Origin of the sequence: Halomonas sp. PBN3 (genome assembly GCF_000475415.1) — a bacterium.
In the GTDB taxonomy this organism is placed as follows: Bacteria; Pseudomonadota; Gammaproteobacteria; order Pseudomonadales; family Halomonadaceae; genus Halomonas; species Halomonas shengliensis.
The window spans coordinates 1-13,203 of the sequence record NZ_AXCA01000148.1; the positions used below are offsets into that span (position 1 = coordinate 1).

The 13,203-nt window shown below is 66.0% G+C and carries 14 protein-coding genes; 7 read left to right on the forward strand and 7 right to left on the reverse strand.

What is annotated here, in order from left to right:
- From Q673_RS25030 to Q673_RS25035, 3 genes are all read right to left on the reverse strand, one after another.
- The coding region (locus Q673_RS25030; RefSeq protein WP_023005419.1) for a SulP family inorganic anion transporter at positions 1-1,167 on the reverse strand (1,167 nt) is incomplete at its 3' end.
- 77 nt (positions 1,168-1,244) lie between these two features.
- Positions 1,245-1,541, reverse strand: coding sequence for a type II toxin-antitoxin system RelE/ParE family toxin (locus tag Q673_RS35945; RefSeq protein WP_081711998.1), 297 nt, complete (start codon positions 1,539-1,541; stop codon positions 1,245-1,247).
- A complete protein-coding gene (locus Q673_RS25035; RefSeq protein WP_023005420.1) occupies positions 1,529-1,801 on the reverse strand; it encodes a CopG family ribbon-helix-helix protein in 273 nt (90 codons plus the stop codon). Before Q673_RS25035 ends, Q673_RS35945 begins: the two co-directional genes overlap by 13 nt.
- A 142-nt stretch (positions 1,802-1,943) precedes the next feature.
- On the opposite strand from Q673_RS25035, the gene Q673_RS25040 reads away from it, so the two are divergent.
- On the forward strand, positions 1,944-3,218 hold the full coding sequence (locus Q673_RS25040; RefSeq protein WP_023005421.1) for an O-acetylhomoserine aminocarboxypropyltransferase/cysteine synthase family protein: 1,275 nt from the start codon (positions 1,944-1,946) through the stop codon (positions 3,216-3,218).
- A gap of 34 nt (positions 3,219-3,252) precedes the next feature.
- Here the strand turns inward: Q673_RS25040 and rarD are convergent, their stop codons facing one another.
- Positions 3,253-4,173, reverse strand: a complete 921-nt coding sequence (gene rarD / locus Q673_RS25045) for an EamA family transporter RarD (RefSeq protein ID WP_023005422.1) — start codon at positions 4,171-4,173, stop codon at positions 3,253-3,255.
- Positions 4,174-4,303: 130 nt separating this feature from the next.
- Here rarD and Q673_RS25050 point away from each other — a divergent pair, with 130 nt between their 5' ends.
- The 6 genes from Q673_RS25050 to Q673_RS25075 all read left to right on the forward strand — a co-directional run bounded on the left by Q673_RS25050 (position 4,304) and on the right by Q673_RS25075 (position 10,172).
- Positions 4,304-5,119, forward strand: coding sequence for an amidohydrolase (locus Q673_RS25050; protein WP_023005423.1), 816 nt, complete (start codon positions 4,304-4,306; stop codon positions 5,117-5,119).
- Positions 5,119-5,817, forward strand: coding sequence for a pseudouridine synthase (locus Q673_RS25055; RefSeq protein WP_023005424.1), 699 nt, complete (start codon positions 5,119-5,121; stop codon positions 5,815-5,817). Before Q673_RS25050 ends, Q673_RS25055 begins: the two co-directional genes overlap by 1 nt.
- 154 nt (positions 5,818-5,971) lie before the next feature.
- Positions 5,972-7,279 carry a sn-glycerol-3-phosphate ABC transporter substrate-binding protein UgpB gene (ugpB, locus tag Q673_RS25060; RefSeq protein ID WP_023005425.1) on the forward strand — a complete coding sequence of 436 codons (1,308 nt, stop codon included), beginning with the start codon at positions 5,972-5,974 and terminating at the stop codon, positions 7,277-7,279.
- 70 nt (positions 7,280-7,349) lie between these two features.
- On the forward strand, positions 7,350-8,231 hold the full coding sequence (ugpA, locus tag Q673_RS25065) for a sn-glycerol-3-phosphate ABC transporter permease UgpA (protein WP_023005426.1): 882 nt from the start codon (positions 7,350-7,352) through the stop codon (positions 8,229-8,231).
- Positions 8,231-9,082 carry a sn-glycerol-3-phosphate ABC transporter permease UgpE gene (ugpE, locus tag Q673_RS25070; RefSeq protein ID WP_023005427.1) on the forward strand — a complete coding sequence of 284 codons (852 nt, stop codon included), beginning with the start codon at positions 8,231-8,233 and terminating at the stop codon, positions 9,080-9,082. Before ugpA ends, ugpE begins: the two co-directional genes overlap by 1 nt.
- Before the next feature lie 13 nt (positions 9,083-9,095).
- Positions 9,096-10,172, forward strand: coding sequence for a sn-glycerol-3-phosphate import ATP-binding protein UgpC (locus Q673_RS25075; RefSeq protein ID WP_023005428.1), 1,077 nt, complete (start codon positions 9,096-9,098; stop codon positions 10,170-10,172).
- A gap of 56 nt (positions 10,173-10,228) precedes the next feature.
- On the opposite strand, the gene Q673_RS35950 is transcribed toward Q673_RS25075, so the two are convergent.
- From Q673_RS35950 to Q673_RS25085, 3 genes are all read right to left on the reverse strand, one after another.
- Positions 10,229-10,411, reverse strand: coding sequence for a diguanylate cyclase domain-containing protein (locus tag Q673_RS35950; protein WP_081711999.1), 183 nt, complete (start codon positions 10,409-10,411; stop codon positions 10,229-10,231).
- Positions 10,412-10,503: 92 nt separating this feature from the next.
- Positions 10,504-12,114: an ABC transporter ATP-binding protein gene (locus tag Q673_RS25080; protein WP_023005429.1), complete on the reverse strand. Its 1,611-nt coding sequence runs from the start codon at positions 12,112-12,114 to the stop codon at positions 10,504-10,506.
- Positions 12,107-13,201: an ABC transporter permease gene (locus Q673_RS25085; RefSeq protein ID WP_023005430.1), complete on the reverse strand. Its 1,095-nt coding sequence runs from the start codon at positions 13,199-13,201 to the stop codon at positions 12,107-12,109. The genes Q673_RS25080 and Q673_RS25085 overlap by 8 nt, the downstream gene beginning before the upstream one ends.
- Positions 13,202-13,203: the final 2 nt, after the last annotated feature.

The following is a 13,203-nucleotide window of genomic DNA, read 5'->3' on the forward strand; positions in this document are numbered from 1 at the left end:
GGTCTGGCGGATCAGCGGGATGTCCACCAGGGTCAGGATCGCCACGGTGATGGTGGCCGCCAGGGTGGCGATGGGCAGGTGGTGCAGCAAGGGGGTGAAGGCCAGCGTCACCCCGCCGATGCCGAGGGCGGCGAAGAGCCCGGCCAGTGGCGTTTGGGCACCGGCCTCGTCGTTGATCACGGTGCGCGAGAGCCCGCCGGTCACCGGCATGCCGGCGGTGAAGGCGGCCGCCAGGTTGGCGCCCCCGAGGCCCACCAGCTCCTGGTTAGGGGAGATGCGCTGGCGGCGCCGGGCGGCGAGCATCTGGGCCATGGAGATCGACTCCACGAAGCCCACCACGCTGATCAGCAGTGCCGGAATCAGCAGCGCCTTCCATATAGAGAGCTCAGGTGTCGGCAGGGTGAGCGGCGGCAGGCCGGCGGGGATGTCGCCGACCACCGCCACGCCCAGCTCGGCAAGGCCTAACTGCCAGCTCAGCAGGGTGGTAGCGACCACCGCCAGCACCGGCGCGCCCCGGGCGATCAGCGACGCGGTGCCGGTGGTAAGGCCCAGTCGCGTAAAGAGTCGCACCCCATGGCGTCGGGAAAGTACCAGGAAAAGCAGGGTGCCGAGTCCCATGGCCAGCGTCGGCCAGTGAAACTGGGAGAGGTTGCCGACCAGGCTTGCGATCAGGTCCAGGGCGTTGTAGCCCCCGGCGTCGATGCCCGCCAGGTGGGCCGACTGGCTGATGGCGATCAGCACCGCCGAGGAGGAGAGGAAGCCGGCGATCACCGGGTGGCTCAGGAAGTTGGCGAAGAAGCCCAGGCGCAGCAGGCCCATGGCCACCAGCATCGCGCCGGAGAGCAGCGAAAGCACCAGCGCCGCCTCGAGGTAGGCGGCGCTGCCGGGGGGGGCCACGCTGGAGAGCGTGGCCCCGGTCATCAGCGCGATGATCGCCACCGGGCCGATCGCTAGGGTGCGACTGGTGCCGAGGATGGCATAGAGCACCGCCGGCAGCAGGCTGGCATAGAGCCCCACCACGGCGGGCAGCCCGGCCAGCAGCGCATAGGCCAACGACTGGGGGATCACCATCACGGTCACGATCACGCCGGCCAGCAAGTCCGCCCCCAGCAGGCGGCGATTGTAGTGGGGCAGCCAGGTGAGTACCGGCAGGTAGCGCTTGAGCATCCATTGCCTGATCGAGTTGGAGGGGTAATGAAGTAGCGCGGCGTGCCAGGCGTCCTATGCGAAAAGGCCGGGGAGGCTCATCGATATCCAGCCTCTTTCTGATGCCGGAATGCCAAGACATGCACCGCCTCAGCGGCTGGCTCGTAGCGGTAAAGAGCCACGTAGCCGGAGTCTCCGAAGGGAATCACCAGTTCACGAAGTTCGGGAATCTCATCGAGCGGCCGGCCAACGTCGGGGGCTGACTCCAGTAGCAGGAAGTGCTGTTCAATGGCCTGCCCGGCCCGACGCGCGGCTTCCCTGGACTTGGTGATGAGGAATCGCCGGCATCGCTCCAGGCCTTCGACGGCGCCTTCGGTAACGATTACTTGTGGCACTCAGGCTTCGCCTTTTCATCTTCGGTGCCCCAGGTGCTCAACCAGGAGCGAACTTCCTGGCCGGTCAGGTGCCGGCCGGTTTCCTGATAGGCCTCCCAGGACGCCAGGGCCTCCTGCTTGAAGCTCTCGCGGGCTTCCTCGCGCTCGACGTACTGCTGGATGGCTTCGAGCATGATCCAGTGCGACGAGCGCCGCCGCTGACTGGCGAGCTGTTTGACGCGATCCTTCAATGCGTCGTCGATCTTGAGTGATGTTGCCATTATCGCTTCCTGTCACTAGGTGATACCTATTACTACCCTAGTGTTGCAGGCGATGCCCGTCAAACGATAGTAGTGCTTGCGTTCAGTGTTGGTTAGCATCGAATGATACCGACAACACCCTCACGACACGCAAGGACACGCCATGCAACGCGAAACCATCGCCCTCCATCACGGCTATGCCCCCGACGACCAGCACGCGGTGGCGGTGCCGATCCACCAGACCACCTCCTTCTCCTTCGACAGCGCCCAGCACGCCGCCGACCTCTTCGACCTCAAGGTCGAGGGCAACATCTACTCGCGGATCATGAACCCGACCTGCGCGGTACTGGAGCAGCGCGTGGCGGCCCTGGAGGGCGGTATCGCCGGGCTGGCGGTGGCCTCCGGCATGGCGGCGATCACCTACGCCATCCAGACCATCGCCGAGGCGGGCGACAACATCGTCTCCATCAGCGAGCTCTACGGCGGCACCTATAACCTCTTCGCCCACACCCTGCCGCGCCAGGGCATCGAGGTGCGCTTCGCCGACAAGGACGACATAGCCGGCCTCGAGGGACTGATCGACTCACGCACCAAGGCGGTGTTCTGCGAGAGCGTGGGCAACCCCTCCGGTAGCGTGGTGGACATGGAGGCGCTGGCCGAGGTGGCGCATCGCCATGGCGTGCCGGTGATCGTCGACAACACCGTACCGACCCCCTTCCTGTGGCGGCCCATCGAGCATGGGGCCGACATCGTCATCCACTCCGCCACCAAGTACATCGGCGGCCACGGCACCACCGTGGGCGGGGTGATCGTCGACTCCGGCAAGTTCCCCTGGGCCGAGCATGCCGAGCGCTTCCCTTTGCTCAACGAGCCGGATGTCTCCTACCACGGTGTCTGCTATACCCGGGACCTGGGCGAGGCGGCCTTCATCGGTCGTGCCCGGGTGGTGCCGCTGCGCAACATGGGGGCCGCGCTCTCCGCCCAGGCGGCATGGCAGCTGCTGCAGGGCCTGGAGACCCTGTCGCTGCGCATCGAGCGCATCTGTGACAACACCCAGCGCATCGCCGAGTACCTGCAGGGCCACGACGCCGTGACCTGGGTCCAGTACGCCGGCCTCGAGTCCCACAAGGACCACGCCCTGGCCAAAAAGTACATGGAGGGTCGCGCCTCCGGCATCCTGAGCTTCGGCATCCAGGGCGGCCGCGAGGCAGGGGCGCGTTTCTACGATGCCCTGGGCATGATCCTGCGGCTGGTCAACATCGGTGACGCCAAGACCTGCTCGTCGATCCCGGCGGCCACTACCCACCGCCAGCTCAACGACGAGGAGCTGGTCAAGGCGGGCGTGACCGCGGACATGGTGCGTCTCTCCATCGGCATCGAGCACGTCGACGATATCATCGCCGACCTCGACCAGGCGCTGGCGGCGAGCCAGGCCTGAGACGTCTCGGGGCCGCTTGCGGCCCCGGTTCCCGCTACTTCCCGGCCGGCTGCGGGGTCTCCCGTGGCCGGCTTTGCCATGCCGACCAGGAATAGAGGGCGAGGCCCGCCCAGATCAGCACGAAGGTGGCCAGCTGCACGCCGGAGAGCGGCTCGCCGAACACCAGCAGGGCGATGAAGAACTGGATGGTGGGGTTGAGGTACATCAAAAACCCCAGGGTCGCCAGGCGCAGGCGCCGGGCAGCTCCGGCGAAGGCGAGCAGCGGCAGGGCGGTGATCACCCCGCTGGCGATCAGCAGCAGGGTGGTGCGCGTGTCACCCAGAAAGTGCGAGAGTTCGGCCTGGGTCAGCCACCCCAGGGTAATCAGCCCCAGCGGCAGCAGCAGCAGGGTCTCCACGAAGAGCCCCGAGAGGCCATCCAGGGGCACCTGCTTGCGCAGCAGGCCATAGGTACCGAACGTGAAGGCCAGCGCCAGGCTGATCCAGGGCAGCTCGCCGAGCATCACCAGCTGCAGGGCGATCGCCAGCGCCGCGAGCCCCACCGCCACCGCCTGCAGGCGGTGCATGGTCTCGCGCAGCACCAGCATCCCCAGCGCCACGTTGACCAGCGGGGTCATGAAGTAGCCGAGGCTCGCCTGGAGCACATGGCGGGTCTCCACCGAGTAGATATAGAGCCCCCAGTTGAAGGCGATCAGCAGTGCACAGCCCAGCACCCGCCCCAGCCGCCGCGGCTGGCCGAGGGCCTCGCGGATCGGCGCCCAGCGCCCGAGCAGGGTGACCAGGCCCACCAGGAAGAGGCAGGACCAAAGCACCCGGTGGATCAGGATCTCGAAGGCGGGCACCCCCTCGAAGAGGGCGAAGAACAGCGGGAAGCAGCCCCACATGGTGTAGGCGGCCAGCCCGAAGATGACGCCCTGGCGGGCTTCCTTGTCGGCGGCGTTGGGCGTGGTGGGCATCGTGGCTCTCGTCAGCGAAACAGCGAGTAACTTAGCAGCCTATTTGCCGCCGGGCCATGGTTCCGGCTGACGGTGTTCGTGCTGTCGGGTAGTCTGGGCGGCAACAGCCACGACGACGAGAGAGGCCGCCATGAGCGAGCTCAGAACGACCCTGGTGCAGTGCGACCTGCGCTGGGAGGACCCAGCCGCCAACTGCCGGATGCTGGAGGAGACCCTGGGCGATCTGGGGGGCAACGACACCGACCTGATCGTGCTGCCGGAGATGTTCGCCACCGGCTTCACCATGAACTCCCGGGAGATGGCCGAGCCCATGGAGGAGAGCCGCACCGTGGCCTGGCTGCGCGAGCAGGCCTGGCAGCGCGGCTGCGTGGTCACCGGCAGCGTGGCGATCGTCGAGCACGGCGACTACTTCAACCGCCTGGTGTGGGCACGTCCCGATGGCTCCATCGCCACCTACGACAAGCGTCACCTGTTTCGCATGGCGGGCGAGCACGAGCGCTACGCCATGGGCCACGAACGGGTCATCGTCGAGCTCAAGGGATTTCGGATCCTGCTCAGCGTCTGCTATGACCTGCGCTTCCCGGTGTGGCTGCGCCAGCAGCCCGGCGAGGGCGAGCACTTCGAGTACGATGCCCTGCTGTGTGTGGCCAACTGGCCGGCCCCGCGTCGCCACCCCTGGCGGGTCCTGCTGCAGGCGCGGGCCATCGAGAACCTGTGCCCGGTGATCGGCGTGAACCGTGTCGGCGAGGACGCCAAGGGACTGCCCTATGCCGGTGACTCCATGCTGGTGGATGCCAGGGGGGAGGCGCTGATCGACGAAGCCGAAGGCACCCCCTTCGTCAAGACCGGCACCCTGTCGCTGGAGGAGCTCCAGCGCTTTCGGGAGAAGTTTCCCGCCTGGCGTGATGCCGACCACTTCGGCCTCGCCGATGGGGTGGGCAGCTGATGCGCCTGGACCGTTTCCTCGCCGAGACCACCGACCTGACCCGTAGCCTGGCCAAGAAGGCGCTGCACCGCGGCGAGGTGAGCGTCGACGGCGAGGTGGTGAAAAACCCCGCCACCCAGGTGGACGCCTCCCATAAGGTGACCTGGAACGGCCAGCCGCTGGCGCTGGTCGGCCTGCGCTACGTGATGCTGTACAAGCCGGCCGGGGTGGAGTGCACGGCGCGCCGGACCCTCTATCCGCGCGCCATCGACCTGATCGCGCTGCCCAAGGTGGAACGCCTGCAGCCGGTGGGGCGCCTGGACGTCGACACCACCGGCCTGGTGCTGCTTAGCGATGACGGCCAGTGGTCCCATCGCGTCACCTCGCCCAGGCACCGTTGCGGCAAGGTCTACCGGGTCACCCTGGCCGACCCGCTGGAAGGCGCCGCCCTCGAGGACGCCATCGCCCGCTTCGCCGAGGGGCTCCTGCTTGATGGCGAGGAGAAGCCGACCCGCCCGGCCGAGCTCGCCATGCGTGCCCCCGAGGTCGCCGAGCTCGTCCTCTATGAGGGCAAGTACCACCAGGTGAAGCGCATGTTCGCCGCCATCGGCCATCACGTGGTCGCCCTGCATCGCGAGTCCATCGGCCCCCTGTCGCTGGGCGAGCTGCCCGAAGGGGAGTGGCGGGAGCTGACCGCCGAGGAGGTGGCCGCTTTCTGAAAGGAAAGGCCACCAGTGTTGATGAATCTCCTGGCGAGGAGTTGCCTTTCTGTCACGGCTTGGTCACATTAAGTATGTTTGATGGACCCGCCAGCCGCCTGTGGCGTGATGCCAGGATGGCTGATCATGATCCCCACTGGACAACAGGTGTTTGATGTCGACCAAGAAGCTACTTCCCGTGATGATGGGTGCCCTGGCGGCGACTCCCGCTTTCGCCGAGACCGAGATCGAGTTCTGGCATGCCATGGGTGGCGCGCTGGGCGAGATGACCGAAGCCATCGTCAGCGATTTCAATGCCTCTCAGGATGACTATCACGTCAATGCCAGCTATCGCGGCAACTACAACGAGACCATGACCGGCGCGATCGCCGCGTTTCGCTCCGGGACACAGCCGGCCATCGTGCAGGTCTACGAGGTGGGTACGGCAACCATGATGGCGGCCGAGGGGGCCGTTTATCCGCTCCACGAGCTGATGGCGACCCATGCCGATGGCTTCGACCCCTCCGATTATCTGGCCAGTGTGGTGGGCTATTACGCCAACGAGAACGGTGACATGCTCTCGTTTCCCTATAACAGCTCGACGCCGGTGCTCTACTACAACAAGGCGGCCTTCGCGGCGGCAGGACTGCCCGACCGAGGCCCACGCACCTGGGAAGAGGTCGAGTCGTTTTCCCGCCAGCTGATGGAGTCGGGAGTCGAGTGCGGCTTCACCACGGCCTGGCAGTCCTGGATCCACCTGGAGAATCTTTCCGCGCGCCATGATGTACCGTTTGCCACCCGTGCCAATGGCTTCGGCGGGCTGGACACCGAGCTTGTCTTCAATGGCGAGCTTCAGCGTCGGCATGTCGAGGCGCTGGGAGAGTGGCAGCAAGAGGGTATTTTCAGCTATAGCGGGCGAACCAACGAAGGCTCGTCCAAGTTCTATAGCGAGGAGTGTGCCATGTACACCGAGTCCTCGGCCGGTTACGCGGGCATCAACGCCAATGCCGACTTCGAGTTCGGTGTCAGCCCCCTGCCATATTGGGGAGAGGTCGTTGACACCCCGCAGAACACCATCATTGGTGGCGCCACCCTGTGGACCCTCGCGGGACATGATGCGGCCGCCTATGAGGCGGTGGCTGCCTTCTTCAGCTACCTGTCGCAGCCTGAGGTCCAGGCCAGCTGGCACCAGCAGTCGGGTTACCTCCCGGTGACCCATGCGGCGGTTTCCCTGACCCGAGACAGCGGCTTTTATGACGAGAACCCGGGCACGGATACCGCCGTCGAGCAGATGACCGCCACCGAGCCTACCGAGAATTCCCGCGGTCTGCGGCTGGGCAACTTCCCCCAGATCCGCGCGATCATCGACGAGTCCCTCGAGTCGGTGTGGAATGGTGAGGCCAGTGCTCAGGAAGCGCTGGATCGAGCGGTCGAGCGTGGCAACGAACAGCTGCGTCGCTTCGAGCAGGCCAACCGGGGCTGACCCGTTGACCTGACTGGTGCGCCCCGTCGCCTGATGCCAGGCGGCGGGGCGATGCGCACGGAGGCAGCTCATGCACGACCAGGCCGTATTCAAGCACCGGCTTCTGCCGATGGTGCTTATCGCGCCGCAGCTGATCATCACCCTGATCTTCTTCATCTGGCCGGCCGGCCAGGCTATCTATCAATCGCTGTTCATCGAGGACGCCTTCGGGTTCTCCCGGGACTTCGTCGGACTCGATAACTTCGTCTACCTGTTGAGCGATCCCGAATACTGGAGCTCGGTACGGGTGACCTTCGTGTTCAGCGGGCTGGTGGCACTGGCCGCGATGGCACTGGCGTTGCTGCTGGCCGCGATGGCCGACCGGGTGATCAAGGGCGCCACGGGGTACAAGACGCTACTGATCTGGCCTTACGCCGTGGCTCCGGTGGTGGCAGCGGTGATCTGGTGGCTGATGTTCAATCCCTCCATCGGCATCATGGCGGCCTTAACCGAGCTGTTCGGCTATCGCTGGAACCATTACGTCAACGGTGGTGAGGCGATGACCGTGGTGGTGATCGCCTCGGCATGGAAACAGATCAGCTACAATTTCATCTTCTTCCTGGCTGGCATGCAGGCCATTCCTCGCTCACTCATCGAGGCCGCCGCCATCGACGGTGCCGGTCCCTTTCGGCGCTTCTGGCAGATCGTCTTTCCGCTGCTGTCACCGGTGGCCTTTTTCTTGCTGGTGGTCAATGTGGTCTACGCCTTCTTCGAGACCTTTGGCGTGATCCATGCGACCACCCTGGGGGGGCCGGGAAATGCCACGCGAACTCTGGTCTACAAGGTCTACGAGGATGGTTTCGTGGGCCTGGACATGGGCAGTTCCGCGGCACAGTCGGTGATCCTGATGCTTCTGGTGATCGGCCTGACGGTACTGCAGTTCAAGTTTGTCGAGAAAAAGGTTCAGTACTGATGGTAGAGAATCGACCCGGGCTGACCCTGCTGCGTCACGCGATATTGATCGCCGGCATCTTGATCATCGGCCTGCCGATCTGGGTGGCGTTGGTGGCGGCGACACACCCTTCCAATGCTTTTGTCTCCGACCTGATGCCGATGTGGTTCGGCGACGTAGGGCTGGCTAACTTCGAACGCGTCCTGACCAACGAGGAGCAGGTGCTGGGGGTCGAGGTATCGGCGTCTTGGATGATGTGGAACAGCTTCATCATGGCAATGGTGATTGCGGTGGGCAAGATCGTGATCTCGATGCTCTCTGCCTTTGCTATCGTCTACTTTCGGTTCCCTCTGCGCCGTACCTGCTTCTGGTTGATCTTCGTCACGCTGATGCTGCCTGTCGAGGTGCGTATCCTGCCCACCTACGAGGTCGTGGCCAGCCTCGGCATGCTCAACAGTTATGCGGGTCTCACGGTTCCCCTGATCGCGAGCGCCACGGCCACCTTCCTGTTCCGGCAGTTCTTCCTGTCGATCCCGAACTCCCTTGCCGAGGCGGCGCGTATCGATGGCGCCGGGCCGTTGAGGTTCTTTCGCGATATCCTGTTGCCGCTGTCGATCAACAACATCGCGGCGCTGTTCGTGATTCTTTTCATTTATGGGTGGAACCAGTACCTTTGGCCGCTGGTGGTGACCACGGATGAGGACTATTACACCATCGTGATGGTGATCAAGCGGCTCATGACCGCCGGCGAGGGCAATGTGCCGTGGAACGTGATCATGACCACCACCGTGCTGGCCATGCTGCCCCCCGTGCTGGTCGTGCTGGTCATGCAGAAGTTCTTCGTACGTGGCCTGGTCGACCAGGAAAAATAGAGGAAGGCGTGACGTGGCAACCGTATCACTGAAGAATATCCGCAAGGTCTACGGCAATGGACACACCGCCATTCACGGACTCAATCTCGATATCGCCGACGGTGAGATGATCGTGCTGGTCGGCCCTTCCGGCTGTGGCAAATCGACTTCCCTGCGCATGGTAGCGGGGCTCGAGACGATCAGCGAGGGTGACCTCTCCATCGATGGTGTGCGGGTCAATGATCTGGAACCGGCCCAGCGGGATATCGCCATGGTGTTCCAGAACTACGCGCTCTATCCCCACATGACGGTGGCCGCCAATATGGGCTATGGGCTCAAGAATCAGGGGCTTCCCAAGGCGGAGATACGCGAGAAGGTGGAGAAGACTGCCAGGGTTCTCGAGATAGAGTCGCTACTTTCTCGCAAGCCCGGCCAGCTGTCGGGTGGACAGCGCCAGCGGGTGGCCATGGGGCGTGCCATCGTGCGAAATCCCAAGGTGTTCCTGTTCGATGAGCCCCTCTCCAACCTGGATGCCAAGCTACGCGTGCAGATGCGTATCGAGATCAAGCGTCTGCAGCGGGAGTTCGGAACCACCGCCATCTACGTCACCCATGATCAGGTCGAGGCCATGACGCTGGCGGACAGGCTGGTGGTGATGAATGCCGGCAGGGTGGAGCAGGTGGGGCCCCCATTGGAGCTGTATGAGAAGCCTGCCACGCGTTTCGTTGCCGCCTTTCTCGGCTCGCCGGGGATGAATTTTGTGCCTGCCGTCGTGGAGGGAGGTCGATTGAGGTTTGCCGATGATCGTAGCGTCGAGATGCCGCGTCATGGCGATGCGAAAGAGGGAACCCGGCTGACCTTGGGGTTTCGGCCTGAGCATCTCGAGGCGTGTGGAGAGGCAGAGGCCGATCTGGTGATGGAGGTGGAGATTGTCGAGCCGCTGGGTGCCGATACACTGCTCTACGGTAGAGTGCCCGGCCATGACGAGCTGCTGATCGCCAAGCACCCCGGCAAGCATCGCCACGACCGAGGCGCCCGAGTGCCCTTGCGGCTGGACCGCCAGCATCTTCATCTCTTCGATGTCGACAGTCAGCGACGGCTCAACGACTAGTGTGAAGGTGTCTCGTCGCCTCTATATTTGGACACACTTCCTGCCTGGCAATATGCTCAGCGGTCTCCGGCCGTTCGCCAAGAGATTGGCGCCTCTGAGGTCGCCGAGCACCAGGTCGCGCTGCGGTCGCGTCCCTGGTACTTGGCCTGGTAGAGCGCCTTGTCGGCGAGCCTCAGCAGGGCGATGGGCTCCCGGGCGTGACAGGGATAGGTGGCCACGCCGCAGGAGAGAGTGATCATCGGCAACGACAGCCCGCCATGCTGCAGCCGGAGCCGCCTCGGAAACCCGTCGGGAGGTGGCGACGCGCCGAGTATAGCCGAGGGTTGGTGCCTCAGTCCCCGCCCCGAATGGGCGCTGCTTCCACGTTAGTGGCCAGGCCCGCCGCGGCCACCAGCGACCGGGTGTAGTCGCTGCGCGGCCTGGCCAGCACCTCGAGGCAGTCGCCTTCCTCGACCACCTCGCCCTCCTTGAGCACCAGGATGCGATGCGCCATGGCGCGCACCACGGCGAGGTCGTGGCTGATGAACAGGTAGCTGAGCCCGCGCCGGGCCTGGAGGTCGCGCAGCAGTGCCACCAGCTGCTTCTGGACGGTGCGGTCCAGCGCCGAGGTGGGTTCATCCAGTACCAGCAGCTCCGGTTCGAGGATGATGGCGCGGGCCACGGCGATGCGCTGGCGCTGGCCGCCGGAGAATTCGTGGGGATAGCGTCCGGCACAGTCCTCGGGCAGGCCCACCTCGCGCAGGGTAGCGGCGACCCGCCGCCTGATTTCCGGCTCGCCAAGCTCGGGGTGGTGGAAACGCAGCCCCTCGCTGACGATCTCCGAGACCGGCAGGCGCGGGGAGAGCGAGCCGAAGGGGTCCTGGAAGACGATCTGGGCGCGCTGGCGCATGCGCCGCAGCGGCGCCCCGCCGAGGGTGTCGAGGCGGGTGTCACCCAGGGTGATCTCGCCGCGGCTCTCCACCAGGCGCAGGAGGGCCTGGGCCAGGGTGGTCTTGCCGGAGCCGGACTCGCCGACGATGCCCAGCGTCTCGCCACGGCCGAGGGTCAGCGACAGCGGTCGTACCGCCTCGAAGGCGGGGGGGCGCTTCATCAGCAGCCGCTTGGGACGCTGGAAGCGCACGCCGAGCCCCTTGGCGGAAAGCAGCGTCGCCGGGGCGCTCACCGGGGCGGGGCGCCCCTCGGGCTCGGCCGCCAGCAGGGTGCGGGTGTAGGCGCTCTGCGGGGCGTCGAAGACCCGTGCCACGGGGCCGCTCTCCTGCTCGCGGCCCTGGTAGAGCACGCAGACGCGATCGGCGTGGCGGCGCACCAGGTTGAGGTCGTGGGTGATGAAGAGCATGCCCATGCCGTGGCGATCGCGCAGCTCGGCGAGCAGGGCGAGGATCTCCTGCTGCACGGTGACGTCCAGCGCCGTGGTGGGCTCGTCGGCGATCAGCAGGGCGGGGTCGTTGGCGATGGCCATGGCGATCATCACCCGCTGGCGCTGTCCCCCGGAGAGCTGGTGGGGCCAGGCGTCGGCGAGCTCCTCGGGGCGCGGCAGCTTCACCTGGGCCAGCAACTCGATGACCCGGGCCCGCGCCGCCCGGCCGGCGAGGCCTTGGTGCAGGCGCAGGGTCTCGCCGATCTGCTTGCCCACGGTGTGCAGCGGGTTGAGCGAGGTCATCGGTTCCTGGAACACGAAGCCGACCCGGCCACCGCGCAGCCCCTGCCACTCCCGGCCCTTGAGGCGCGAGAGGTCGGTGTCGCCCAGGAAGCGGCCGCCGCTGACGCCGGCGTTGCCCGGCAGCAGGTCCATGGCCCCCAGGGCGGTGACCGACTTGCCGGAGCCGGATTCGCCCACCAGCGCCAGGGTCTCGCCGCGTCCCACCCTGAGCGAGAGGCGGTCCACCACGCTGACGCCATCGAAGGCGACGGAGAACTCCTCCAGGCGCAGCAGGTCAGGCATCGGCGGGACTCCTGTGTGGTTCCGGGGCCGGCGCGGCGTGCTGGATATGGCGCGGGTCGAAGGCGTCGCGCAGCCCCTCGCCGATGAACACCAGCAGCGAGAGCATCAGCGACAGGCTGACGAAAGCGGTGATGCCGAGCCAGGGGGCGTGCAGGTTGTTCTTGCCCTGGGCCACCAGCTCCCCCAGCGACGGCGAGCCCGGGGGCAGGCCGAAGCCCAGGAAGTCCAGGGCGGTGAGGGTGGTGATGGCGCCGGTGAACAGGAAGGGGATGAAGGTCAGGGTGGCGACCATGGCGTTGGGCAGCACATGACGCCACATGATCAGCCGCGGGGGCAGCCCCATGGCCCGGGCGGCGCGCACGTACTCCAGGTTGCGGGCGCGCAGGAACTCGGCGCGTACCACGTCGATCAGGCCCAGCCAGGAGAACAGCAGCATGATGCCCAGCAGCCACCAGAAGCCCGGCTGCACGAAGCTGGCCAGGATGATCAGCAGGAAGAGCACCGGCAGCCCCTGCCAGATCTCGGTCAGGCGCTGGCCGATCAGGTCGGTCTTGCCGCCGAAGTAGCCCTGGATGCCGCCCACCAGCACCCCCAGGGCCAGCGAGCCCGCGGTGAGCACCAGGGCAAACACCACCGAGAGGCGAAAGCCGTAGATCACCCGCGCCAGCACGTCGCGCCCCTGGTCATCGGTGCCCAGCCAGTGGCGGCCATCCGGCGGTGCCGGCGAGGGCCGCATCATCTGCATGTCCAGGGTCTGGTAGGAGAAGGGCACCGGTGGCCACAGCGCCCAGCCGTGCTCGGCGATCTGCGCCTGGACGAAGGGGTCGTGGTAGTCGGCGGTGGTGGGCAGGAAGCCGCCGAACTCGGTCTCCGGGTAGTCGACCAACAGCGGCACGTACCACTCGCCCTGGTACTGCATCACCAGTGGCTTGTCGTTGGCGATCAGCTCGGCGGCGAGGCTCACCACGAACAGCGCGGTGAACAGCCACAGCGACACCCAGGCGCGGCGGTTGGCGCGAAAGACCCGCAGGCGGCGGCGGGTGATGGGCGAGACGCGCCCGGCCAGGCAGGCGAACGATAGGGCCATCG